The sequence below is a fragment of the Mangrovimicrobium sediminis genome, assembly GCF_004745945.1.
Lineage (GTDB): Bacteria > Pseudomonadota > Gammaproteobacteria > Pseudomonadales > Halieaceae > Mangrovimicrobium > Mangrovimicrobium sediminis.
Map to the genome: position 1 here is coordinate 60,925 of NZ_SRLE01000009.1, position 24,493 is coordinate 85,417.

General features: G+C 66.2%; 23 protein-coding genes. 13 read left to right on the forward strand and 10 right to left on the reverse strand.

Translation table 11 applies throughout. From position 1 onward, the window contains the following. Window positions 1-156 precede the first annotated feature (156 nt). From E4634_RS13200 to E4634_RS13210, 3 genes are read left to right on the forward strand one after another with little or no spacing between them, the layout of a single operon-like run. The gene (locus E4634_RS13200) at window positions 157-1,557 is read left to right on the forward strand and encodes an undecaprenyl-phosphate glucose phosphotransferase (RefSeq protein WP_167854906.1); all 1,401 of its coding nucleotides are present in this window, start codon (window positions 157-159) and stop codon (window positions 1,555-1,557) included. Between the two features lie 20 nt (window positions 1,558-1,577). Further along, window positions 1,578-2,726 carry a UDP-galactopyranose mutase gene (gene glf / locus E4634_RS13205; protein WP_240725182.1) on the forward strand — a complete coding sequence of 383 codons (1,149 nt, stop codon included), beginning with the start codon at window positions 1,578-1,580 and terminating at the stop codon, window positions 2,724-2,726. A gap of 6 nt (window positions 2,727-2,732) precedes the next feature. Then, on the forward strand, window positions 2,733-3,707 hold the full coding sequence (locus E4634_RS13210) for a glycosyltransferase (protein WP_135444650.1): 975 nt from the start codon (window positions 2,733-2,735) through the stop codon (window positions 3,705-3,707). Here E4634_RS13210 and E4634_RS13215 read toward each other — a convergent pair. Both E4634_RS13215 and E4634_RS13220 read right to left on the reverse strand, forming a co-directional pair. Next, window positions 3,704-4,411 (reverse strand): ABC transporter ATP-binding protein, encoded by a 708-nt coding sequence (locus E4634_RS13215; RefSeq protein WP_240725183.1) that lies wholly within the window; start codon window positions 4,409-4,411, stop codon window positions 3,704-3,706. The genes E4634_RS13210 and E4634_RS13215 overlap by 4 nt on opposite strands. Beyond that, the gene (locus E4634_RS13220; RefSeq protein ID WP_167854907.1) at window positions 4,411-5,190 is read right to left on the reverse strand and encodes an ABC transporter permease; all 780 of its coding nucleotides are present in this window, start codon (window positions 5,188-5,190) and stop codon (window positions 4,411-4,413) included. The genes E4634_RS13215 and E4634_RS13220 overlap by 1 nt, the downstream gene beginning before the upstream one ends. A gap of 219 nt (window positions 5,191-5,409) precedes the next feature. Between E4634_RS13220 and rsmA the strand changes: the two genes are divergently transcribed. The 4 genes from rsmA to E4634_RS13240 are packed head-to-tail and all read left to right on the forward strand — an operon-like array spanning window position 5,410 to window position 8,735. Continuing rightward, a complete protein-coding gene (gene rsmA, locus E4634_RS13225; protein ID WP_135444652.1) occupies window positions 5,410-6,204 on the forward strand; it encodes a 16S rRNA (adenine(1518)-N(6)/adenine(1519)-N(6))-dimethyltransferase RsmA in 795 nt (264 codons plus the stop codon). Further along, window positions 6,197-6,610 (forward strand): Co2+/Mg2+ efflux protein ApaG, encoded by a 414-nt coding sequence (gene apaG, locus E4634_RS13230; RefSeq protein ID WP_135444654.1) that lies wholly within the window; start codon window positions 6,197-6,199, stop codon window positions 6,608-6,610. The genes rsmA and apaG overlap by 8 nt, the downstream gene beginning before the upstream one ends. Window positions 6,611-6,614: 4 nt before the next feature. After that, entirely contained in the window at window positions 6,615-7,484 is an 870-nt protein-coding gene (locus tag E4634_RS13235) for a symmetrical bis(5'-nucleosyl)-tetraphosphatase (protein ID WP_135444657.1), read from the forward strand. Window positions 7,485-7,493: 9 nt separating this feature from the next. Beyond that, a complete protein-coding gene (locus E4634_RS13240) occupies window positions 7,494-8,735 on the forward strand; it encodes a multifunctional CCA addition/repair protein (RefSeq protein WP_135444658.1) in 1,242 nt (413 codons plus the stop codon). A 21-nt stretch (window positions 8,736-8,756) separates the two neighbouring features. On the opposite strand, the gene folK is transcribed toward E4634_RS13240, so the two are convergent. From folK to tsaD, 3 genes are read right to left on the reverse strand one after another with little or no spacing between them, the layout of a single operon-like run. Further along, window positions 8,757-9,257 carry a 2-amino-4-hydroxy-6-hydroxymethyldihydropteridine diphosphokinase gene (gene folK, locus E4634_RS13245; protein WP_135444660.1) on the reverse strand — a complete coding sequence of 167 codons (501 nt, stop codon included), beginning with the start codon at window positions 9,255-9,257 and terminating at the stop codon, window positions 8,757-8,759. Continuing rightward, complete coding sequence (gene folB / locus E4634_RS13250) at window positions 9,257-9,604, reverse strand: dihydroneopterin aldolase (RefSeq protein ID WP_135444662.1); 348 nt, start codon at window positions 9,602-9,604, stop codon at window positions 9,257-9,259. Before folB ends, folK begins: the two co-directional genes overlap by 1 nt. Beyond that, entirely contained in the window at window positions 9,604-10,641 is a 1,038-nt protein-coding gene (tsaD, locus tag E4634_RS13255; RefSeq protein ID WP_135444664.1) for a tRNA (adenosine(37)-N6)-threonylcarbamoyltransferase complex transferase subunit TsaD, read from the reverse strand. Before tsaD ends, folB begins: the two co-directional genes overlap by 1 nt. Before the next feature lie 205 nt (window positions 10,642-10,846). Here tsaD and rpsU point away from each other — a divergent pair, with 205 nt between their 5' ends. From rpsU to dnaG, 3 genes are all read left to right on the forward strand, one after another. Beyond that, a complete protein-coding gene (gene rpsU / locus E4634_RS13260; protein WP_135444666.1) occupies window positions 10,847-11,062 on the forward strand; it encodes a 30S ribosomal protein S21 in 216 nt (71 codons plus the stop codon). 18 nt (window positions 11,063-11,080) lie between these two features. Next, the gene (locus E4634_RS13265) at window positions 11,081-11,536 is read left to right on the forward strand and encodes a GatB/YqeY domain-containing protein (RefSeq protein WP_135444668.1); all 456 of its coding nucleotides are present in this window, start codon (window positions 11,081-11,083) and stop codon (window positions 11,534-11,536) included. A gap of 70 nt (window positions 11,537-11,606) precedes the next feature. Further along, window positions 11,607-13,538 carry a DNA primase gene (gene dnaG / locus E4634_RS13270; protein WP_135444670.1) on the forward strand — a complete coding sequence of 644 codons (1,932 nt, stop codon included), beginning with the start codon at window positions 11,607-11,609 and terminating at the stop codon, window positions 13,536-13,538. 60 nt (window positions 13,539-13,598) lie between these two features. On the opposite strand, the gene E4634_RS13275 is transcribed toward dnaG, so the two are convergent. After that, window positions 13,599-13,838, reverse strand: a complete 240-nt coding sequence (locus tag E4634_RS13275; RefSeq protein ID WP_135444672.1) for a hypothetical protein — start codon at window positions 13,836-13,838, stop codon at window positions 13,599-13,601. Between the two features lie 807 nt (window positions 13,839-14,645). Between E4634_RS13275 and rpoD the strand changes: the two genes are divergently transcribed. After that, window positions 14,646-16,457: an RNA polymerase sigma factor RpoD gene (rpoD, locus tag E4634_RS13280; RefSeq protein WP_135444673.1), complete on the forward strand. Its 1,812-nt coding sequence runs from the start codon at window positions 14,646-14,648 to the stop codon at window positions 16,455-16,457. A 13-nt stretch (window positions 16,458-16,470) separates the two neighbouring features. Beyond that, window positions 16,471-17,517 carry a glycosyltransferase 61 family protein gene (locus E4634_RS13285; RefSeq protein WP_167854909.1) on the forward strand — a complete coding sequence of 349 codons (1,047 nt, stop codon included), beginning with the start codon at window positions 16,471-16,473 and terminating at the stop codon, window positions 17,515-17,517. Here the strand turns inward: E4634_RS13285 and E4634_RS13290 are convergent. Beyond that, on the reverse strand, window positions 17,475-18,446 hold the full coding sequence (locus E4634_RS13290; protein WP_206046880.1) for a UDP-glucuronic acid decarboxylase family protein: 972 nt from the start codon (window positions 18,444-18,446) through the stop codon (window positions 17,475-17,477). The genes E4634_RS13285 and E4634_RS13290 overlap by 43 nt on opposite strands. A 216-nt stretch (window positions 18,447-18,662) precedes the next feature. Between E4634_RS13290 and E4634_RS13295 the strand changes: the two genes are divergently transcribed. Then, window positions 18,663-19,721, forward strand: coding sequence for an NAD(P)H-dependent amine dehydrogenase family protein (locus E4634_RS13295; protein ID WP_135444678.1), 1,059 nt, complete (start codon window positions 18,663-18,665; stop codon window positions 19,719-19,721). A gap of 92 nt (window positions 19,722-19,813) precedes the next feature. Here E4634_RS13295 and E4634_RS13300 read toward each other — a convergent pair whose 3' ends face one another. Genes E4634_RS13300 through E4634_RS13310 form a run of 3 tightly spaced genes read right to left on the reverse strand, consistent with a single transcriptional unit; the run spans window position 19,814 to window position 24,399 of the window. Continuing rightward, complete coding sequence (locus E4634_RS13300; RefSeq protein ID WP_135444680.1) at window positions 19,814-20,857, reverse strand: efflux RND transporter periplasmic adaptor subunit; 1,044 nt, start codon at window positions 20,855-20,857, stop codon at window positions 19,814-19,816. Then, window positions 20,854-24,168, reverse strand: a complete 3,315-nt coding sequence (locus E4634_RS13305; protein ID WP_135444682.1) for an efflux RND transporter permease subunit — start codon at window positions 24,166-24,168, stop codon at window positions 20,854-20,856. Before E4634_RS13305 ends, E4634_RS13300 begins: the two co-directional genes overlap by 4 nt. A 27-nt stretch (window positions 24,169-24,195) precedes the next feature. Then, entirely contained in the window at window positions 24,196-24,399 is a 204-nt protein-coding gene (locus tag E4634_RS13310) for a YgaP family membrane protein (RefSeq protein ID WP_135444684.1), read from the reverse strand. Between the last annotated feature and the right edge of the window lie 94 nt (window positions 24,400-24,493).

The following is a 24,493-nucleotide window of genomic DNA, read 5'->3' on the forward strand; positions in this document are numbered from 1 at the left end:
ACTACCATCCGGGGTGCGGGCCTGCCGCGCGCCCCTGGCTCTATGCCGGCCTGCCGCGCACCCTGACTAGGCGCCGGCCGGACCCGGATGTTACTATCGCGGCCAGCAACCGCTCCCCCAACCAGCCCAACCCGGATCGCCAACCGTATCGACGTAATGCTAAGCGCAGGTCATTTACGCGAGCACTCCAGCCTTCTGCTCTGGCTCATGCGGCTGACCGACGTGGCCATTTCCGCGCTGTGCTGCGGCCTCGGCTATGCGCTGGTGTTCGGTGGCCCTGCCTCACCGCCGAGCGTGCTCTACTACCAGATTGCCGTGATCATCGCCCTGCTGCTGCAGGTGCTGGTGTTCCAGTTGTTCGACCTCTACCGGGCCTGGCGCGGCGAGGACTACCTGCAGCAGTTCACGGCCCTGCTCATGGCCTGGACCGTGGTCTTCGCCGCCCTCGCCTTTCTCTCGGTCATCACCAAGACCTCGGCCAGTTTCTCCCGCGCCTGGTTGCTGACCTGGTATTTCAGCGGCGGCGCCGGCCTGTTCCTGACCCGCTACGCCCTGCGCTCGACACTGGAGCGCCTGCGTGCCCGCGGCTACAACCTGCGCCATATCGTCATTTTCGCTGCCGGCGTCACCGGTACGCGGGTGCTGAACAGCCTGTGCGGCGCCCCCGAGACCGGCCTCAACATCATCGGCTACTACGCCAACGAGAGCGGCGGCGCCGTGCCCGAGGGCATCCGCCGCGGCAGCATCGATGACGGCATCGCGTTCCTCGCCGGACAGCGCGATATCGACCAGGTGTGGATCGCCATGCCGCTCAGGGAGGAGGAGCTCATCCGCGATATCATGGAGCGCCTGCGCGACACCACCGCGGATATCCGTCTGGTGCCGGACCTGTTCGGCTACCGCCTGATCAACCACTCCATCAGCACTATCGCCAACATGTCGGTGATCAACCTGTCGGTATCGCCCATGGATGGCGTCAACCGCTGGATCAAGGCGGCGGAGGACCGTATCTTCGCGACGCTGATCCTGCTGCTGGCCAGTCCGCTGCTGCTGCTTCTCGCACTCGGCGTCAAGCTCAGCAGCCCGGGGCCGGTGCTCTATCGCCAGGAGCGGCTGAGCTGGAACGGCCAGCGTTTCGACATGCTGAAATTCCGCACCATGCCGGTGGACGCGGAGGCGACCAGCGGCCCGGTGTGGGCGAACGGCACAGAAAAGCGCGCGACAGGCTTCGGCGGCCTGCTGCGGCGCACCTCCCTGGACGAACTGCCGCAGTTCTGGAACGTACTGCGCGGCGACATGTCGATCGTCGGCCCGCGACCGGAGCGCCCGGTGTTCGTCGAGAAATTCCGCGACGAAATCCCCAGCTACATGCGCAAGCACATGGTCAAGGCGGGCATTACCGGCTGGGCCCAGGTCAACGGCTGGCGCGGCGATACCGACCTGCACGAACGTATCGAGCACGACCTGTACTACATCGAGAACTGGTCCCTGTGGTTGGACCTGAAGATAATGTTGATGACCCTGTTCAAAGGCCTGGTGCACAAGCATGCCTACTAAGCCGCGCGACGGAACCCCTGGTGGCTGAGGTCTGCACCGTTGGCGCCGGCTTCTCTGGCGCTGTCATCGCCCGCCAGCTCGCCGAGGCGGGCCTCGCGGTGGCGGTCTGTGACACCCGTGATCACGTCGCGGGGAACTGCCACACCGAGCGCGATACCGCCAGCGGCGTGATGCTGCACCGCTACGGGCCGCACATCTTCCACACCGATAACGAGCGGGTGTGGTCCTTCCTGCAGGACTACACGCAATTTATGCCGTATACCAACCGGGTGAAGACAACCACCCAGGGACACGTCTACTCGCTGCCGGTGAACCTGCTCACCATCAACCAGTTCTTTGGCACCACCCTGTCGCCGGCCGAAGCACGTGAATTCATCGAGGCGCGCGCGGATCTCTCCATCGAGGACCCACAAACCTTCGAGGAACAGGCCCTGCGCTTTGTCGGCCCCGAATTGTACGAGGCTTTTTTCAAGGGCTACACGCAGAAACAATGGGGCTGCGAACCCGCGGAGCTTCCCGCGAGCATCCTCAAGCGACTGCCCCTGCGTTTTAACTACGACGACAATTATTTTTTCCACAAGTACCAGGGCATGCCCCGCGATGGCTACACCGCCCTCGTCGAAAAGCTGCTGGACCACCCGGGCATCGAGGTGCGCCTGGGCACGGCCGTCACCCGCGCGGATGTCGCCAACTACCAGCACGTGTTCTGGAGTGGCCCGCTTGACGGTTACTTCGACTTCCGGCTCGGCCGTCTCGGCTACCGCACCCTGGATTTCAGGGAGATCCGCGCCAGCGGCGACTACCAGGGCTGCGCAGTGATGAACTACGGCGACCCGGAGGTGCCCTACACCCGGATCAGCGAGCACAAGCATTTCTCGCCCTGGGAGGAACACGCGAACACCGTCTGTTTTGCCGAATACAGCCGCGCCTGCGAGCCTGGCGACATCCCCTATTACCCGATCCGCCTGGCCGGCGAACAGGCGCTGCTGCGCGACTACGTGGCGCTGGCCCGAGACGAGAGCAACATCAGCTTTGTCGGCCGCCTGGGCACCTACCGCTACCTCGACATGGACGTGACCATCGCCGAGGCCCTGGACGCCGCAGAGCGTTTTCTCGCCCTGCGCGCCGCGGGCGCGCCGGTCCCGGCCTTTTTCACAGAACCCGCCTAGCCCGCCATGCCCGAAAAACTGGTCGCCGTCGTTGTCACGTTCAATCGCCTGGAAAAGCTGCGTACGGCGCTCGAACACACGCTGGGACAGGGGTTTTACCGCGTCGTGGTGGTGGACAACTGCTCCACCGACGGCACCGCCGACTGGCTGGCCGGGCTGCAGGCGCCGGAGCTGGTGGTGCTGCGTAACGCGCGCAACCTGGGCGGCGCCGGCGGCTTCCACCGCGGCTTCGACTACGCCGCCAGGGAACTGCCCGAAGCGCAGTGGCTGGTGTGTTTCGATGACGACGCCTACCCCGAGGCGGACGTGGTGGCACAGTTCGAGGCGCTGCAGATTCCGCCACAGGTCGGCAGCCTGGGCGCCGCCGTGTACCTGCCGGACGGCCGCATCAGCGAGATGAACCGGCCCAGCCGCAACCCGTTCTGGCACCTGCGTGAATTCTTCGGCGCCGCGGGCCGCGGTCGCCACGGCTTTCACCTGGGCGACGGCGACTACCACAGCGCGCAGCCGGTCAGCGCGGATGCTTCGTCTTTCGTCGGCTGCTTCATCCGCCTGGACCTGGTGCGCGAAGGCGCCATCGGCCTGCCGCGTGCGGAGCTGTTCATCTACGCCGACGACATCATCTACCTGCTGCAATTGCGCCGCGCGGGCTTCCAGCACTGGTTCGTACCGAACCTGCGGTTCGTGCACGACTGCGCAACCCTGGTCAACCAGTTAGACGTGTACCGGCCGCTGTGGAAGGTCTACTACACCTACCGCAATCGCCTGGAGCTCTACCGCATCGCCTCGGGCTGGTTCTACCCGCTGATCCTGCTGGTGAAAATCCCGGGGTTTTTCCTGAGTGTGCGCCACTACGAGCCGCACGAGCGCGGAACGTTCCTGCGGGTGACCGCGCGGGCGGTATGGGATGGTGTGTTGCGCAACTACCGCAAGACCCACGAGCAGGTACTCGGGTTCAGCCGCGTCGAGGCGCAGCCCTAGCGCATGCTCGCGCGGTAAAGATCGAGGACCTCGCCGGGCTCGCCGGCGGCGCAGACCCGGCCCTGGTCTATCCACAACACGCGGTCGCACAGGTCGGTGATCTGGCCTTCAGAGTGGGATACGAAGACCACCGTCTGGTCGCCGCAGATGCGATCCTTCATCGCCTTCTCCGCCTTCTTGCGGAACTCCGCATCGCCGACGCTGAGAATCTCGTCGACCAGCAGGATATCGACATGGGTGAGCAGGGCCGTAGTGAAACCAAGGCGCGACTTCATGCCGGAAGAGTAGGTCTTCACCGGCTCCTCGAAAGAGTCGCCGAGTTCGGAGAATGCCTTGATCTCCTCGAGATAGGTCAGCGCCTGCTGCTTGCTGGCGCCCTGCAGCATGGCCGAGAGCAGCGCGTTGTCGCGGCCGCTGAGATCCGGCTTGTGGCCCAGGCCAATGGTTAGCAGCGAGGCGGTCTTGCCCGGGTGGGTGAGAACCTCGCCGCTGGTCGGCGCGAGGATGCCGGCCATGATGCGCAGCATGGTGGTCTTGCCCACGCCGTTGCGACCGATGATACCCAGGGTCTCGTTCTCGAACAGCTGGAACGACACCGAGCGCAGCACATGGTGCACACCGTGGTCGAAGGTGCCCTTGCTGGTGCGGAAATTGAGCGAGACATCGCGCAGTTCCAGCATCACTGTCTCGGGGTTCGCCTGCATCAGGTCAGTACCTGCAGGGCGATGAGCTTGCTATACCTGCGCATGTACCACAGCGACAGCACGATGGCGACCACCGAGCCCAGGGCGATGACCGCCAGGTGCAGCAGGTCCGGGGCAGTCAGGTGAATCAGCGCCTGGCGGTGGGCGTCGATAATGAACGCCAGCGGGTTGACCCACAGCAGCATTTCCATTTTCTGCGTATCGCCCAGGGTCCGCACATCCCAGAAGATGCCCGAGGTAAACAGCAGGAAGGTCATGCCCAGGGGGATGAACTTCTGGAAATCGCGCACCACACAGACCAGGCAGGCGGCGATAAAACCGCAGCCGATGATCATCAGGTAGGTGGTAAGGGCAATCGGCAGCAGCCACAACCAGCCCAGGCCGGGGCTGACCCCACCCAGCAGCAGGATGACGAACAACAGCAGGTAGATGGTTGACTGCCGGTACAAGCTCTCGTGGATGGCGGACATCGGGAACAGCGACTTGGGCACGTCGATTTTGCCGATCAGGCCCTGCCCGGCGATGATCGCGCCGGAGGCCTGGATCACCGTTTTGGAGAACCAGATAAACGCGAACTTGCCGACCGCCAGGAACAGCACGAAATCGCCGCCCTTGCGCCCGGAGTCGAGGATCATGTTGAACACCACGTAGAACACGCACACCCAGATCAGCGGCTCCAGGAACCACCACAGGATGCCGAGTTTGAATTTGGCCGCATCCGCCTTGAGCAGCATGCGCGCCTGCACATCTACCAGGCCGAAATATTGTGAGAGCGTCATTGCGCGGGTGTCATCGTGAAAATGTCGTTGCCAGGCTGTAGTTGCGAGAGTTCCGAGAGTTCCGAGGCTTGCGCGAGTTAAGAGAGCTGCGAGCACGTTCGCAGTGCGCGAAACCCCGTTCCTCCACCCCTTGCGGCGCGCGCAAGTGTAACAGAAATGCAAAGCCCGGCGCAGCGCGTGCGCATCGCGCCCGCGGCGATACGCCGGTACAATGGTCGCATGCCTGCCAAGCCCGCCAGCCTCCGACCGCGCAAGCGTTTCGGCCAGAATTTCCTCACCGACCACGGTGTGATCGAGGCGATCGCGGCGGCGATCCACCCGAGCGAGACGGATCACCTGGTGGAAATCGGCCCCGGCCGTGGCGCCCTCACCGAGGCCCTCGCCCCCAGCGGCTGCCGCCTGGACGTGGTCGAACTGGACCGCGACCTGGTACCCGGCCTGCTCGCGGCCTTCAGCATCTACCCCGGGTTCAAACTGCACCAGGCGGATGCCCTGCAGGTGGACTACCACGCGCTGGCCGCACCCGGCGAGCAACTGCGGGTGGTCGGCAACCTGCCCTATAACATTTCCACCCCGTTGATCTTCCACCTGCTGGGGCAGCGCGAGTGCATTCTCGACATGCACTTCATGCTGCAACTGGAGGTGGTCGAAAGGCTAGCCGCGGCGCCCGGCAGCAAGGACTGGGGCCGGCTGGGCATCATGGCGCAGTACCACTGCGAGGTAGAGCAGTTGTTCGAGGTGCCGCCGGAGGCGTTCTTCCCGCCGCCCAAGGTGCGCTCGGCCATCGTGCGCCTGGTGCCGCGGGCCAGCTCCCCCTGGCCCGCCTGCGACGAGCAGCGCCTGCGCGCGGTGGTACAGGCGGCCTTCGCCCAGCGGCGCAAGACCTTGCGAAACAACCTCAAAGGGCTTATAGATATGCACGCCCTGGAGGCGATCGGTATCGACCCGGGGTCGCGCGCCGAGACCCTGGAACTGGCCCAATTCATCGACCTTACCAACGCGATCCATGGCTGAATTCGAGTTCAATCCCTCTCTGGTCAACGTCGAGGTAGCCACAGCCTACCTCCCCGGTCACTCCGACCCGGAGGAAGACCAGTACACCTTCGCCTACACCATCACCATCAGCAACGCCGGCGACCGGCCGGTACAGCTGCTCTCCCGCCACTGGGTGATCACCGACGCCGACAACCTGGTGCAGGAAGTGCGCGGTGAGGGCGTGGTCGGCGAACAGCCGGTGATCGAGCCCGGCGACTATTTCCGCTACACCAGTGGCACCACCCTGAACACCCCCGTCGGATTCATGGAGGGTTCCTACTTCATGGTGGCCTGGGACGAGGACGACGACCCGGAAGACGCACCGGAGAAATTCCAGGTCCCGATTCCCGCCTTCACGCTGCACACCCCCACCGCACTGAACTGAGCGCATGGCCACCTACGCCGTCGGCGATATCCAGGGTTGCCTGCAACCCCTCAAGACCCTGCTGCGCGCGGTGGATTTCAACCCCTCGCGCGACGTGCTGTGGTCGGTGGGCGACGTGGTCAACCGCGGGCCGCGCTGCCTGAAGACCCTGCGCTTCCTGTACAGCATGCGCGATGCCCTGGTGCTGGTACTGGGCAACCACGACCTGCACCTGCTGGCGGTCGCCGCCGGGGTGCGCCCGCCGTCGAAGAGCGACACCCTGGACAAGATCCTCGCCGCACCGGACCGCGACCAGCTGCTCAACTGGCTGCTGCATCGCCCGCTGCTGCACCGGGAGAAGGGCTACACGCTGGTGCACGCCGGCATCCCGCCGCAGTGGAGCATTCCCTACGCCATCGGCCGCGCGCGCGAGGTGGAACTGGCCCTGCAAAGCCCGGAATGCACCAGCTTCCTGCGCAACATGTACGGCAACGAGCCGAATTTGTGGACGGAAGACCTGACCGGTATGGACCGCCTGCGCGTGATCACCAACTACTTGACGCGGATGCGCTACTGCACGCCGCAGGGGGCGCTGGACCTGAAGAGTAAAGGTCCGAAGCCCGATCCGGATGTGGGCAACGTCGCCCCCTGGTTCAGCCACCCGCAGCGCGCGGCGGCGGGCGAGAAAATCCTGTTCGGCCACTGGGCGTCCCTGGAAGGGTCCACGGACGTGCCCAACGTCATCGGCCTCGACTCCGGCTGCGTTTGGGGCGGTGCGCTGTCGCTGTACTGCCTGGAGACCGGCGAAATGCTGCGCTGCCGCTGCCGCGGCGGCAAGTGTCGCGACACCGACGGCACGGTACAGCGATTCCCCGGCGCCCTGCGCGCCAGTTAAACTGCCGCCATGGATATCTACCTCGTCGGCGGCGCCGTGCGCGACGCGCTGCTCGGCTACACACCGCTGGAACCCCACGAACGTGACTGGGTGGTGGTCGGCGCCACCCCGCAGGCCATGCTCGACCTCGGCTACCGCCAGGTGGGGCGCGACTTCCCGGTCTTCCTGCACCCCGAGACCGGCGACGAATACGCCCTGGCGCGCACCGAGCGCAAGCGCGGGCACGGCCACACCGGCTTCAGCATCGACTGCGACCCCGCGGTCACCCTGGAAGAGGACCTGCTGCGCCGCGACCTGACCATCAACGCCATGGCGCAGACCCCGGACGGTGACATCGTCGATCCCTACGGCGGCCGCGCCGACCTCGAGGCGCGCCTGTTGCGGCATGTCTCCGAGGCCTTCACCGAGGACCCGCTGCGCGTGCTGCGCACCGCGCGCTTTGCCGCGCGCTTCGCCCACCTGGGATTTCGCGTCGCCGAGGAGACCAACGCGCTGATGGCGCAGATTGTCGCCGACGGGGAACTGGAACACCTGAGTGCCGAGCGCGTGTGGCGGGAACTCGAGCGCGCCCTGGGCGAGCGCAACCCGGATGTGTTCGTGGAAGTGCTGCGCGCCTGCGGTGCCCTGCAGGCCCTGCTGCCGGAAGTGGAGGCACTGTTCGGCGTACCGCAGAGCGTGGAGTACCACCCGGAGGTGGATACCGGCGTGCACACCCTGCTCTGCCTGCAGCAGGCGGTGCGCCTGGGCGGCGGCAGCGAGGTGCGTTTCGCGGCGCTGGTGCACGACCTGGGCAAGGGAATCACACCGCAGGCGGAATGGCCCCGGCACATCGCCCACGAACGGCGCGGTCTGCCCCTGGTACGCGCCGTCTGCGAGCGCCTGAAAGCGCCCAACGCCTACCGCGAGCTGGCGCTGGCGGTGTGCGAACACCACCTGAACTGTCACCGCGCACGGGAGCTGCGCGGCAAGACCCTGCTCAAGCTGTTCCAGGCCACCGGCGCCCTGCGCCAGCCCGCGCGCTTCGAGCAGTTCCTGCTCGCCTGCGAGTCAGATGCCCGCGGGCGCACCGGTCGTGAGGATGAACCCTACCCGCAGGCCGACTACCTGCGCGCCGCCCTGGCGCTGGTGCAGGATGTCGATGCCGCGCAGTTTGCGGCGGCGGGACTCGAGGGCAAGGCAATCGGCGAGGCGATCGCCGCGGAGCGCACGCGCCGGTTGGAGGCGCACCGCGCGGCTTGTGCCGGAGGCTAGCGCGTCCGGGCGCGCCAGGAACTAAAGCGGCCGCCCGCGCCAGGAATAAACCGCCGGGCGCAGGCCCCCATCGTCGCCGAAGGCCCGCCACAGGCTGGCATAGCTGCGGCCATCCAGCGGGTGGCACAGATCGGGGACCAGATCGGCCATCGGCCGCAGCACAAAGGCACGATTCAGCAACTCCCCGCGCGGCAGTTCGACACCGTCGATAACACCGGTGAGGTCGTCGTAGGTCAGGATGTCGATGTCCAGCTGGCGCGGGGCGAAGCGCGGGGCGTCCGCGGCGCGGCCGTGGGCCATCTCGATGGCGCGCAGGCGGCGGGCCAGTTCACCCACACTTAAAGTGGTCTCGACACCGACTACCAGGTTATAGAAGGGCTGGCCGTCGAACCCTACGGCGGGGCAGTCGTACACCGGAGAGATCGCCAGCTCACCGAACAGCTCCGCCAGCGCGTCCAGGCCCGCCGCGATGTAGCGTTCGCGCTCGACATTGCTGCCCAGGCCGAGGAAAACCTGCGCCATCAGGGCCGCTCGATGATCACGCCCACGTCGTCGGCCATGGCCACCGCCCCGGGCTTGGAGACGCGCAGGCGCAGCCAGGGGATGCCGAACTCCGCAATCACCAGTTCGGCGACCCGTTCGGCGAGGGTTTCGATCAGTTGGAACTGGCTGTCAGCGACGTAAGCCAGCACACGCTGGGAGATGGCGTCGTAATCCACCGCCTCGGCGATGCCGTCGGTGGCGGCCGCGGCGCGATTGTCGCTGGCCAGGTCCAGGTCGAGCACCAGGGGCTGGCGGATGTTGCGCTCCCAGTCGTAGACGCCGATTACCGCCTCGGTGCGCAACCCACGTATATAGACGATGTCCATCAGGCGGCGCCCTCCAGCGGCGGCAACTCTTCCATCGGCCAGCGCGGACGCACGGCAGTATCTGCGTCGTCGCGCTGCCCGGCGGCCAGGCGCTGGGCACCGGCAAAGGCGATCATCGCGCCGTTGTCGGTACAGAAGCGCGGCGCCGGGTAGAACACCCGGGCGCGCTCCCTGGCCAGGGCCTCGGTGAGGGAGGCGCGCAGGTTGCGGTTGGCGCTCACCCCGCCGGCGATGACCAGGGTTTTCAGCCCCTCCTGGCGCAACGCCCGGCGGCACTTGATGACCAGGGTGTCGACCACCGCGTCCTCGAAGGCGCGGGCGATGTCGCGGCAGTCCTTCTCGCTGGGCCCGCCGGCGGCGCGGCAGTCCTCCACCGTGTTCAGGGCGTAAGTCTTGAGGCCGCTGAAACTGAAATCCAGCCCGGGTTTGCCGACCATGGGGCGCGGGAAGTCGAAGCGCGCGGGGTCGCCCTCAGCGGCCAGGCGGGCGATATGCGGACCGCCCGGGTAGGGCAGGCCGAGCAGCTTGGCGGTCTTGTCGAAGGCCTCGCCGGCGGCGTCGTCCAGGGATTCGCCGAGCAGGCGGTAGCGGCCGATGCCATCGACCCGCACCAGTTGGGTGTGGCCGCCGGAGACCAGCAGGGCGACAAAGGGGAATTCCGGGCGCTCATCCTCGAGCATGGGTGCCAGCAGGTGGCCTTCCATGTGGTGCACGCCCAGCGCCGGCACCCCCCAGCCCCAGGCTAGGGCGCGGGCCAGGGTGGCGCCGACCATCAGTGCGCCGACCAGGCCGGGCCCCGCGGTGTAGGCGACGCCGTCGAGGTCCGCGCCGGCGACTCCGGCGCTGCGCAGTACTTCCTCGACCATCGGCAGGGTCTTGCGCACGTGGTCGCGGGAGGCCAGTTCCGGCACCACGCCGCCGTACTCGACATGGATATCGACCTGGCTGTACAGGGCATCCGCGAGCAGGCCGCGCTCGCTGTCGAACAGCGCCACGCCGGTTTCGTCGCAGGAGGTTTCCAGGCCCAGAACGAGCATAGTTGGTGTCCGGATTCGATTTCCGGCGCATGATACTGGCTGCCCCGGGGGCAAACCAGCGGGTTTGGCCATTTTTTACCCAATCCGCCCCTCGCAGGGCCTTTGCAAAGGGGTCCGCTTGAGTATAGAATGCGCGCCCTTTCAGGTGATTGCCGGCCCCGCGGGCCGCCGGTCCCGCGGAATCAACGAGACAGGTAGAAACTGAATGCCACACATCAAGGTTAAGGAAAACGAGCCTTTCGACGTCGCCCTGCGCCGCTTCAAGCGCTCCTGCGAGAAAGCCGGCATCCTGGCTGAGGTGCGCAAGCGCGAGCACTACGAGAAGCCGACCACCGTGCGCAAGCGCGCCGCGGCTGCAGCCGTCAAGCGTCACGCCAAGAAGCTGGCCCGGGAAAACCGCAAGCGCGTCCGCCTCTACTGAGGTCGACGCAGGACCCCCATGTCTGACCAGTCCATCCTGGCGAGCGTCAAGGCCGAGCAGAAAGCGGCCATGAAGGCCCGCGACAAGGAGCGACTGGCGACCATCCGGCTGATCCAGGCCGAATTCAAACGCATCGAAGTCGACGAGCGCGTCGAAGTCGATGACGCGCGCGCCCTCGCGGTGCTCGACAAAATGGTCAAGCAGCGCCGCGACTCCGCCCAGCAGTATCTCGACGCTGGTCGCCAGGACCTGGCCGACCAGGAAAACGGCGAGATCGCGGTGCTCCAGGAATTCCTCCCCGCCCAACTGGGCGAGGACGAGATCAACACCCTGATCGACGAGGCCATCGCCGCCTCCGGCGCCAGCGGCATGCAGGCCATGGGCGCGGTCATGGGCCAGCTCAAGCCCAAGGTACAGGGCCGCGCCGACATGGGCGCCGTCAGCGCCCTGGTCAAGGCCCGCCTCGCCTCGTAAAGCCGGCCATCAATCAAAGTCTCCTCTGACCCCACTTTTATTGGTGGCGGGGCTGGTGGTTCAATAGCGTATGGCTGGACGGATTCCACAGGCATTTCTCGACGAGTTGCTGGACCGCCTCGATATCGTCGAGGTGATCGACCGCCGTGTGAAGCTGAAGAAGTCCGGCAAGAACTACACCGCACGCTGCCCGTTCCACGAAGAGAAAACGCCCTCCTTCTCGGTCAACCCGGACAAGCAGTTCTACTACTGCTTCGGCTGCGGCGCAGGCGGCAATGCCCTGGGTTTCGTGATGGACTACGAAAACCTGGAGTTCCCCCGTGCAGTGGAAGCCCTTGCCAGCAGCGTCGGTCTCGAAGTCCCCCGGGAGAGCACCGCTCCGGGACAGGCCCGGCGCGAGGAGGAGCACCGGTCGCTGTACAAGCTGCTGGAGGAAGCGGCCAGCTTCTACAAGCAGCAGCTGCGCCAGCACCCGCAGAAGAACCGCCCGGTGGACTACCTCAAGGGACGCGGCCTGACCGGGGAGATCGCCCGGCAGTTCGACCTCGGCTTCGCCCCGCCCGGCTGGGACAACCTGCTGCAGGCACTGGGCAAGGACGAGGCCACGCGCAAGCTGCTCGCCGACGCCGGCATGCTGGTGGAGAACGACCAGGGCCGCGTCTACGACCGCTTCCGCGACCGCATCGTGTTCCCCATCCGCGACCAGCGCGGCCGCGTCATCGCCTTCGGCGGCCGGGTACTGGGCGACGACAAACCCAAGTACCTCAACTCGCCCGAGACCGCGGTCTTCCACAAGGGCCGCGAGCTCTACGGCTTCTACCAGGTCCTGCAGGCGAATCGCAATCTGCAACGCATTCTCGTCGTCGAGGGCTACATGGACGTGATCGCCCTGTTCCAGCACGGCATCACCTTCGCTACCGCCACCCTCGGCACCGCCACCAGTACCGCCCACCTCGAGCGCATCTTCCGCCGCTGCCCGGAGGTCATCTTTTGCTTCGATGGCGACACTGCAGGGCGCCGCGCCGCCTCCCGGGCGATGGAGGCCGCCCTGCCAGTGCTGGAGGACGGCCGCCAGGCGCGCTTCCTGTTCCTGCCCGAGGGTGAGGATCCGGACAGCATGGTGCGCAGCGCCGGCGCCGAGGGCTTCCAGGCCCTGCTGGACAGCGCGCTGCCGATGGAGGAATTCCTGTTCGAGACCGTCGCCGAGGGCATCGACACGCGCAGCCTGGATGGCCGCGCGCGCATGGCCCGACTGGCACTGCCGCATGTGCGGCGACTGCCGGACGGCGTGTTCCGGGAGCTGATGCTGCAGGAACTGGCGCGCCGCACCGGACTGGAACTGGACAGCCTGCTGCGCCTGGAAGCCGCCGCCGCAGAGGCCGCGACACCGCCGGAACCGGCGCCCGCAGCAGGTACTCACGACTACCCTGACGCCCCGACAGAGCCAGAGGCTCCACCCGGGGACTGGCCCGACGCACCCTCATCCGGGTCGGCATCTGCATCTGCCTCCGCCGCACCCGGCGCGCGCCGCGACGCGCAGCCGGTAATGCCTTCGGGCTACGCGAATATCGCGCAGGGTGCCATCGCATTGATCCTGCACAAACCGTCGGTGGCGCGCGACGTCGACCCCGCACCGCTGGCTGAATCACCTGCGCCGGACGCCCGCCTACTGCGCGAGTTGATCGAACTGGTACGCCTGCGCCCGGAGTCGAATACGGGCATGCTGCTGGGCCACTGGTACGGGCGCCCGGAGGGCGACCTGCTGGCGCGACTCGCCGGCCAGGAGCGCCTGATTCCCACCGAAGGTATCGACCGCCAGTTCCGCGACACGCTGGATGCACTGTGCAGGCGCCTGCCACAGCAAACCCAACTGGCAGCCCAGGTCGACAAACTCAAGCACACCAACTACGCTGAGGTCAGCGAGTTGGAGAAACAGCGTCTGCGCGAACTCCTTCAGGAAAAGCGCCGGCGGGATGCAGAACGCGAACGTCGCGATATCTGATCAACGCTGTTTTAACCCTATAAACACGGAAAGTTTTTTGCAGTGCGGCGCTGTCGCCCGTCAAAATCGCACAGCGCAGAATGCGCAAAAATGCAAAAAGCTTTTTGAAATAATTTTCAGGAATGCCAACTGCATCACAGTTCTGGCGGCGAGCGACAAACTTGCCGACAGCACGAACAGGACTCGACTAAGGTTGTCAAAGCGGCCGGCCATCGCGGCCGGCAACCGGCTACCACGGGCCATCACACGACCCACGACTGCGATCATGCGAGCGCGATAGAGCGAGCTAAACATCGACACAAACAGGTGCTGAACCCGGCCCCGAATACCGCCACGCGGCGCTTGGGTCCCCGGCAGCGAACGTGCGGCAAACCAGGCTGGCGCCGAGCTGGCAAATGCTCATAGTCCGAACTCCAGGCAAACTCTCGAAGCCGAGGCTCCAAACAGAAGCCGAGGCTCGAAACAACAAAAGCCCAACGCAGGAGTTCGAGGCAAGAGTCCGTAAGCGACATCTCGGCTGCAGCTCGAAATCCAGAAGCGCGATCTCGAAGACAAAGCCTCTGTGGCTGGGGTTCGGGAACATCCCCGAACGTGAAAACCAGGCGGCGAGAGCGCTGAACCCTTGCGCTGTAACGTTATCGCGAAGGGTCAACGCACCGATTTCGAGGCGAAGAATCCCGCGCAGGCATTTCGAGGCAAGCCTGTTCGAGCACGCTCGAGGGCGACAGCCGGAACGTCACTCCCTGGAAACGGGACACCGAAAGGCGCAAAGGCCCAAACAAAGTCGAAAAGTAGGCGAGAAACAGGTCAGTCGAAGCACAACGGTTGCAATCCGGTGCACCGGCCGCATATCCAGCCGACGACCGGGGATTTGCGACAGGCCCGAGGCCAGAAGCGAAGCAGGTAATGGGAAGCAGGAAGCAGGAAGTAGTGAAGTCGGCGGTAAAGCGGTAAAGAGCAGTAGCGGGTCAGAACGGGCGGCAACAGGCGGGACGAAATCCAGCCTCTGTTGTCTACTTTTTAAACACGTGAGCTGGTTGTTTGAGCAAAAACTAGCTATAATTACCGGCTGACTTTTTTTTGCAAGTTTTTAAAGGTATGAGCTTAATGTCCGACGTTGTACAACAACAGTCCCGACTCAAGGCCCTGATCGCCAAGGGTAAGGAGCAAAGCTACCTGACCTACGCCGAGGTGAACGACCACCTCCCGGAGGATATCTCCGATCCGGATCAGGTAGAAGACATCATCCAGATGATCAACGACATGGGTATCCAGGTGTTCGAAAGCGCCCCGGATGCCGACGAGTTGCTGATGACCGAGGGTGATTCCTCCGCCGACGACATCGCCGCCGCCGAGGCCGCCGCCGCTCTGGCCGCGGTGGAAACCGAGGCCGGCCGCACCACCGACCCAGTGCGCATGTACATGCGCGAGATGGGCACGGTGGAACTGCTCACCCGCGAGGGTGAGATCGTCATCGCCAAGCGCATTGAGGAAGGTATCCGCGAACTGATGGCGGCCCTCGCCCTGTACCCGGGCGCCGTCAAACAGGTCCTCGACGAATACGACCTGGTGGCCAAGGAAGAGCGCCGCCTGGGCGATATCATCGTCGGCTATCTCGACCCCACCGACGACGTGCCCTCCGCTGCCGAGATGAGCGAAGCCGCCAACGACAGCAACAACAACGACGACGATGACGAGGAAACCGAGTCCGGCCCCGACCCGGTTGAAGCCAAGAAGCGCTTCACCGCGCTCAAGCGCCAGTTCAACAAGACCGAGAAAGAGATCGCAGCCAAGGGCCGCTCCCACGCCAACAGTGTCAAGGAAATGGAGAAACTGGGCGAACTGTTCAAGTTCCTCAAGCTGACCCCGCGCGTCTTCGACCCCATCTCCGAGGAGCCGCGGGTACTGCTGGCCGCCGTGCGCGACCAGGAGCGCCAGATCATGCGCATCGCCGTGCAGCAGTGCAGCATGCCGCGCAAGGAATTCATCACCACCTTCCAGGGCTCGGAGTCTGACCTGAAGTGGGTGTCGCGCCACACGCGCAAGAAAGACTTCGGCCCCAAGCTGACCGCTGAGAAGGACAACATCCAGCGCCTGCAGCGCCGTATCCAGCAGGTCGAGGAAGCCTCCGGCCTGACGGTCAGCGAGATCAAGGAAATTAATCGCCGCATGTCCATGGGCGAGGCCCGTGCACGCCGCGCCAAGAAAGAGATGGTCGAGGCCAACCTGCGCCTGGTGATCTCCATCGCCAAGAAGTACACCAACCGCGGCCTGCAGTTCCTGGACCTGATCCAGGAGGGCAACATCGGCCTGATGAAGGCGGTGGACAAGTTCGAATACCGCCGCGGCTACAAGTTCTCGACCTACGCCACCTGGTGGATTCGCCAGGCGATCACCCGCTCGATCGCCGACCAGGCGCGCACCATCCGTATCCCGGTGCACATGATCGAGACCATCAACAAGCTCAACCGCATCTCCCGCCAGATGCTGCAGGAGATGGGCCGCGAGCCCACCCCCGAGGAGCTCGGTGAGCGCATGGACATGTCCGAGGACAAGGTGCGCAAGGTGCTGAAGATCGCCAAGGAACCGATCTCCATGGAGACGCCGATCGGCGACGACGAGGATTCCCACCTGGGCGATTTCATCGAGGACAACACCATCTCCTCACCGGTCGACGCCGCCACCGGGCAGGGCCTGCAGGAAGCGACCAAGGAAGTGCTGGCCGGCCTCACCGCCCGCGAGGCGAAAGTGCTGCGCATGCGCTTCGGTATCGACATGAACACGGACCACACGCTGGAGGAAGTCGGCAAGCAGTTTGACGTCACCCGCGAGCGTATCCGCCAGATCGAGGCCAAGGCCCTGCGCAAGCTGCGCCACCCGAGTCGTTCCGACTACCTGCGCAGCTTCCTCGACGAGTAAGCCCGCTCTCCCCGTGCGGCCGGACACCCCGGCACCGCCGCGCCCGGCCTCGCCGGGCGTCGAACCCACCCCCGGCAAGGCCGCAGCCGCGCCGGGGGCCTTCGCAGTGCACCTGAGCTGCGCCAACCGCAGCGGGTCGGTGGAACACTACTACCATTTCTACTTCGGTTTCCTGGTGCCACTGGTACTCGCCTGCGAGCGCCTGCAGCCACGCGCCGAGGTCGCCGCCATCTACGTGCGCAGCTGCGCGATCATGGACGAGCACCTGCCGCGACTGGGCTACAGCAAGCTGCGCGTTCTTCCACGCTCCGCACACGAGGCACTGGGCGAGACCGATACCGACGCACAGGGCCTGCCACTGAAGCATTTGCGGGTACCGGGCTACGACGGCCCGAACGCCTATCGTTTCGGCGCGATCCAGACCGCCACCGCCGTGCTGCTCGAACGGCTCGGTCCGGCCATCGCACAGGAGGCGACCACCCTGCCGATCGCGGCAGACGGCAGCCTGAAAATTCTCATGTTCAACCGCCAGGCGCCCCAGGCGTTCTACCTCTCCGCGGAGGCGGAAATCCCCGGTGCCGGCACTGATCGCCGCTCCCTGCCCAATTTCCCGGAACTGTTGCAGCGGGTGCGCGAGACTTATCCCGCCACCATTGAGATGTATCCTGAGGACCACAGCCTGGCAGCGCAGGCCGCTGCGCTGCGCTGGGCGGACGTGGTGATCGGCCAGCACGGCGCGGCGCTGGGCAACATGGTGCTGTGTGACGGCCCCACCGCGCTGGTGGAGATCTGCCCGCATGACATTGCCGATGACAGCGGCCCCGGTAAACGCCATTTCCTGCGCCTGAGCCGGCTCTACCGCATGCCCTACGTGCACGTGGCACAGGAGCACAGCCATGCGCCGGTCGCACCCGAAACGATACTGCAGGCGATAGACTCCCTGCCGCGACCCTCTGCCCTGCGCCGCCTTGTCTGGCGGGCAATCAACCGCGGCCGCCAGCTGGCATGGCAGCTGCGCTACCGCCCGCCGTCGCCGTCCAGCAGTTCCGTCACCGGCTGACGTTCGCGGAAATAGGCCACGGTACGGGCCAGGCCGCATGCCAGGTCCGTGTGCGGCTGCCAGCCGAGGGCAGCCCTGGCCAGGGCGATATCCGGCTGCCGCTGGCGCGGGTCGTCGCCCGGCAGGGGATGGAAGACCAGCTCGCACTCGCCGCCCACTGCCTCGCCAACCGCCCCGGTCAGTTCCAGCATGGTGAACTCGGCGGGGTTGCCCAGGTTGACCGGGCCGACCAACTCCGGCCCGGCATCCATCAGGTGTACAAGGCCGTCGACCAGATCATCCACATAGCAGAAACTGCGCGTCTGCCGGCCGTCGCCATACACCGTCAACGGCGCGCCGCGCAGGGCCTGCACGATGAAATTGCTGACCACCCGGCCGTCGTCGTCCTGCATGCGCGGGCCGTAGGTATTGAAGATGCGCGCCACCTTGATCTGCGTGCCGTACTGCCGCCAGAAATCGAAGAACAGGGTTTCGGCACAGCGCTTGCCCTCGTTGTAGCAGGAGCGCTCGCCGATCGGGTTGACGTTGCCCCAGTAGCCCTCGGGCTGGGGGTGCACCTGGGGGTCGCCGTACACCTCGCTGGTCGACGCCTGCAGGATTTTCGCGCCGCAGGCGTGGGCGAGGTCGAGCATGTTGAGCGCACCCATGACGCAGGTGCGCGTGGTCTGCACCGGGTCGCGGCGGTAGTGCACCGGCGATGCCGGGCAGGCCAGGTTGTAGATCTCATCGACCTCCAGGGACAACGGCGCCGCGACGTCCTGCTCGATGAGCTCGAAGGCCGGGTGCCGCGCGAGGCCGGCGATATTTTCACGCGTGCCGGTGAAAAAATTATCCAGGCACAACACCCGGTGGCCATCACTGACCAGCCGTTCACACAGGTGGGAGCCGATAAAACCGGCACCGCCACTGACAAGAATGCGTTTTTGCACGTGGTTCTTCCGCGGGATAAGACGGGCGAAGGCCGGTCCTCACGAGCGCTCGCGAGGCATCCGGATGTCACAGGATAATAATGGAATCGGGAGACCCGGCACAGACGCTTGTTTCCCGCGGCGGATTACGTAGCATGGGTGGCCAGCTGGCCACTAGCAGTTCGCCACAACCTGCCGGCGTCGCGACGCCGCCTCACCCGTGCACGGAGAATAACAATGGGCACAACTCAGCAACCCCTGCGCGTCGTCCAGTGGGCGACGGGGAACATCGGTCTGCGCAGCATGCGCGAGGTCATCCGCCACCCGGACATGCAACTGGTCGGCGCCCTCACCTACAACCCGGACAAGGCCGGCCGCGACGCTGGCGAACTGTGCGGTGAGGCAGAGGCAGGCGTGCCGATGACCACCGACCGCGAGGCCATCCATGCGCTGGGCGCCGATTGCGTGCTGTACATGCCGCGCGTCGTCGACATCGACGACCTGGTGCGCTTTGCCGAAGCCGGCACCAATATCGTCTCGATCTGCATGGAACTCTACGACGGCGGCAGCGGCCTGGAGCCCGCCGATCGCGCGCGGCTGGCCGAGGCCTGCGCCAGGGGTGGGGCGTCGGTGTACGGCACCGGCAGCAGCCCCGGCTTCATCACCGATATTTTCCCCTACGCCCTGCTCTCCCTGCAGCGCCAGGTGGATTTCTACCAGATCGAGGAGTTCGGCAACATGAGCCGGCGCGACTCCCCCGGCATGCTGTTCGACCAGATCGGCTTCGGCCGGCCCATGGACCCGGATGCCTACCCCACGCCGCGCTTGTCCAGCGCTCCCACCGCCTTCGCGCCGATCGCCCGCGCCGCTGGCTGGGAGATCGACGAGTGGCGCACGGTAACCGGGTTCGCCGCGGCGCGCAGCGACGCCTGGACCATCTGCGGCGACGTCAAGGCGGGCACGGTGGGCGCCCGGCGGTTAGTGAAGAGCGGCTACATGGACGGGGTGGAGCGGGTGCGTTTCGCCCAGGTCATGTACATCACCACCGACCTGGACCCGGACTGGAACGTGGGTGAGACCGGCTGGCGCGTCACCCTGCGCGGAGACGCCTCGCTGGAGATCGACCTGAAGTTCCCGGTGTCACTGGACGAACTGGGTGATTACACCCCGGCGCTCACCGCCAACCCGCCGGTCAACGCCATTCCCTTCGTCTGCGCGGCGCCGCCGGGACTACTGCGCACCGCGGACCTGCCGCCGCTGGTGACTGCCGGCCCCGCGGCCTTCGCCGCGCAGTGAGCCAGCGGCCCTGGCGGCAACACGGGGCAGCGGCGCCAGGCGCGATACATCCGACGTGCCAGTCGCAGTAGCCTGGCCGCGTTCGCAGCGGATCAGGGTTGCGGCAGCAGCTTGTCGCCCGCGCTGAGGCCGGAGATGACCTCGACCAGGCCGTCCCCGGTCTCGCGGCCCAGGCGCACGAAGCGGCGCACGGTCTTGTCGCCCTCCGCCACCCAGACCACGTCGAGCTGGCCGACATGGCCGACGCGCTCGACCGGTACCAGCAGGCGCTCACGCTCCCCCGCCGGCACCCGCACGCGGGCGTACATGCCCGGCAGCAGGCGTTTTTCCGAGGGCAGGATCGCCTTGACCAGGAAGCTGCGCGAACCGGGGTCGGCGGCGGGTACGATCTCCTCGATCTTCGCCTGGTAGGTCGCCTCCAGCGACGGCACCTGGACCTCCAGCATCTGGCCCTGCTCCAGGGAGAGCGCCAGTTGCTCGCGCACGCGGGCTTCCACCCGCAGGGAGAAGGGGTTGTACAGGGAGAGCAGTTTCTCCCCCGGCGAAGCGGTGTCACCGGGTTCGGCGAAGCGGTCCACCACACGGCCGGCGATGGGCGAGCGGATCTCGCTGAACGCCACCGCAGTTTCCGCCTCCTCCAGCGCCTGGCGCGCCGAGGCCAGTTCCGCCTCCAGCGAGGCGGCGTCGGCGCGGGCGGCGTCGCGGTCGGCTACAGCGATCAGGCCGCGCTTGTGCAGTTCCTCGGCGCGGGTCAGGTTCTGGCGGGCCTCGGTGAGGCGCGCCTCCACCGCGCGGATGCGGTCGCGGGCCTGTTGCGCGCGGGCGAGCAAGTCCTTTTTCTCCAGGGTGAGCAGCAGCTGGCCTTCATCGACGAAGTCCCCGGCGCGTACCTCGATGGCGGTGATGCGCGCCAGCAGCCGCGAGGAGATGATGGTCGCCTCCTTGGCCTCCACCGAGGCGGGCACCGACTCGCTGTAGGGCGCGCTTTCCTGCACCGCCGCCACGGCATCGCTGGCGTTGACCGCGGCGGCGTCCGCCAGGCCCGGTTCGATCTTGTCCCTGAAGGCGCCCGCCATCCACGCCACCATCAGCAGCAGCACGATAATCGCCAGCAATGGCATCAGCAGTTTTTTCATGATTGTGCATCCTCTGGCGCGGCGCCGGGCGCCGCCGCGTTATCCTCTTGCCCGCCGAACACCAGCAGGTACACCACCGGCACCACCACCAGCGTGAACGCGGTGGAGGCGACGATGCCGAAAATAATGGCCAGCGCCAGGCCCGAGAACACCGGGTCCAGCGTAATGACCAGGTTGCCGAGCATGGTCGTGCCGGCGGTGAGCAACACCGGCCGCATGCGCACCGAGCCCGCCTGCAGCAGGGCGTCGCGAATGTTCGCGCCGCGCTCGCGGGCCTGGGTGATGAACTCCACCAGGATCAGCGAGTTGCGCACCACGATGCCGGCCAGGGCGATCATGCCTATCATCGCCGTGGCGGTGAACAACACCGGGTCCGGCGCGCCGGCCACGCTGCGTTCGCCGAACTGGTTCATCAGCCAGAAGCCGGGCATGATGCCGATCACCGTGAGCGGGATAGCCAGCATGATGATCAGCGACAGGGTGTTGGAGCTGGTCTGCACGCGCAGCACGAAGAAGATCGCCGCCAGCGCGAAAGCGTAGCCCAGGCCCATGTCGCGGAACACGTCCTTGGTGATGCGCCACTCGCCCTCGCCGGTCCACTTCAGGTCCGTTCCCTCCGGCATCTGCCAGCCGTCACCGGCGCCGCTGGTGAGGAAAGTGCGGCCCTCCCAGCTATTGGCCTCGCCGGCGGGTTCGCCCATGTCGGAATGCACGTCGGCGATGATGTCCGCCGGGGTACGGCCGTTCAGTTCAGCCATCACGTAGACCACCGGGCGCAGGTCCTTGTGGTGAATGGCCTGGTCTGCGTCGCTGCGCTCGAAGGCGCCGAGTTCGCCGAGGGCGGCCAGCGGCTGCGGGGCGATCTCCAGGCCCTCGGCCGTGCTGGCCTTGGCCACGCCTTGGCGGCCGCGCACCAGCAGGCGCTCAAAGTCGTTCTCGACGATGCGCTGGGCCGGGTCCAGGCGCAGCTCGATGGGCAGCGGCCGCGACTCGCGCTCGAGTTGCACAAAGCCCGCGTTGAAGCCGGCGTTGGCCATGGCCAGGGTCTGCGCCACGTCATCGGCGGCGATGCCGGACAGCGCCGCCTTCTGGCGGTCGGTGACGAAGCGCAGGCGCGGCTTGTCCGCCTCGATAGTGGAGTCGATCTCCACCACGTGGGCCTCGCGGGAGAGCCGCGCTATCAGCGCCCGGGCGGCGTCCTTTTGCACCGCGTACGGAGTCACCGGGCCGCCGTAGATTTCGGCCACCAGGGTGCTCAGCACCGGCGGACCCGGGGGCACTTCCACCACCTTCACGCTGATGCCATCGCGGCTGTAGGGGGCGAGCAGCTCACGCAGGCGCAACACCAGCGCGTGGGACTGCTGGGCGCGGTCCGCCTTGTCCGCCAGCGTCAGGCGCAGTTCGCCCATGTGCGGCCCGGAGCGCATGTAGTAGCGGCGCACCAGGCCGTTGAAATCGATCGGCGAAGGCTGGCCGACGAAGGCCGCCACGGCGCGCACTTCCGGCACACGCTTGACCTCGGCGGCGATGTCCCGCGCCAGCGCGGCGGTCGCCTCGAGGCTGGCACTCTCCGGCATGTCGATTAGCACCTGCACCTCGTTCTTGTTGTCGAAGGGCAACAGTTTCAGCGGCACCAGGCGCAGCACCGGCAGCATGGCGGTGGCGAAGAACAGAAACAGCACCAGCCAGAGAATCCATTTGCCACGGCCCTTGCTGTCCAGGATCGGCGCCATCATCTTGGCGTACAGGCCGCCGTCGGTGGGACCTTCCTCCTCCGGGCCGGCCTCCTTCAACAGCTTGCAGGCCAGCCAGGGCGTGACCAGGAAGGCCACGAACGTACTGGCGATCACCGAGGCGGGCACGTTGAAGGCCATCGGCGCCATGTACGGACCCATCATGCCGGTGATCGCCGCCAGCGGCAGGAAGGCTAGCACGATAGTCAGGGTGGACATGATCAGCGGCACGCGGATCTCGCCAATCGCCTGAACCACGCGCTCCTTGAGAGGCAGGTCGCGGCGGCCCATGAAGCGGCTGATGTTGTCGACGCCGGTGATCGGGTCGTCCACCAGCAGGCCGAGGGCGAGGATCAATGCGAACAGGGTCACCCGGTTGATGGTGTAGCCGAGCATCATGTCCAGGGCCAGGGTGATGCCGTAGCAGATCGGCACCGCGAGGCCGACCACCACCGCCTGGCGCCAGCCGAGGAACACGCCGATGAACACCACCACGGTGACGATAGCGAAGCCCAGGGAACTGGTCAGGTTGTTGACCTTCTCATTGGCGGTCTGGCCGTAGTCGCGCAACACTTCCACATGAACTTCCGGCGGCAGCAGTTCCTGCTGCAGCTCGCCCATCACTTCATGGATGGCTCGCGCCACGCTGACTGCGTTGGTACCGCGCTGCTTGGCCACGGAAATGGCGACCATCGGCCGGTCGGCGAGCTCGCCCAGCGGGTGCCCCGGGGCGAAGCCGATCCAGGTGTAGTTGTCCGCCTCGTCGGGGCCGTCCACCACCCGCGCCACGTCGCGCAGGTACACCGGCACGCCGTCGATGACATTGACCACCAGCTCGCGCAGCTCGCCGACATCGCGCAGCACGTCTCCGCCTTCCAGGGCGATGGACTGGTTGCCCAAAGTCCAGTTGCCGGCGCTGCGCAGCACGTTGGAGACCGACAGCGCGCCGACGATGTCCTGCGCCGTGGTGCGCCGCGCGCCCAGGCTTTCCGGGTCGAGCAGGATGCGCACGGTGCGCGGCCGGCCGCCGACCACGTTCACTTCACTGGTGCTGGGTATGCCCTGCAGGAAGGTGGAGACCTCGTCCGCCATGCGCCGCAACTCGAAGTCGCTGTAGCGCTGCGGGTCCTCGCTCCACAGGGCGAGCATAACGATGGGCACATCGTCGACCTCGACCGGGCGCACCATCCAGTTGGCCACCACCGGTGGCAGGCGGTCGACGTTGGAGTACAGCTTGTTGTAGGTGTTGAGGATCGAGTCCTCGCGGTCCTCGCCCACGAAGAAGCGCAGTGTGGCGGAGGCGCGGCCGGTGGCCGAGGACGAGTAGACATGCTCCACCCCCGGAATCTGCGCCAGCAGTTTCTCCATGGGAATGGTGACCTGCCGCTCCACCTGGCGCGCGGACAGGCCCGGGGCCTCGACCAGCACGTCCACCATGGGGACGACAATCTGCGGCTCCTCCTCGCGCGGGGTGAAGTACAGCGCGAGGATGCCCGCCAGCACGCCCACCACGAATATGAGCTTGGGCAGGCCGCCACCGAGGGTGTAACGGACCAGGCGATCGACGGGATGGGACATGCGCTTCCCCGGGTGACTAGCGGGTGTTTACTCGAACGCGCAGCCGGGCTGACGGCCCAGCTTGCGCAGGATGATGGCCAGCGGGCAGAAACCGGTAAAGGCCGCCTGCAGCATGTTGACCCCGACAAACGCGGTAAACCACAGCCAGTACACCGAGTGCAGCTGGCTCAGCGCCAGGCTCAGCAGGATAAAGGTCCCGGCAAATGCAAACACCATTTTGTCGACGTTCATGGTCGCCTCCTCGCAGAAGATGGGGGAGGACCGCGCACAGCGCTCCATCCTCCCGACCCGCGCTATATTAGTAACTTCTTATATTAGTATCAAC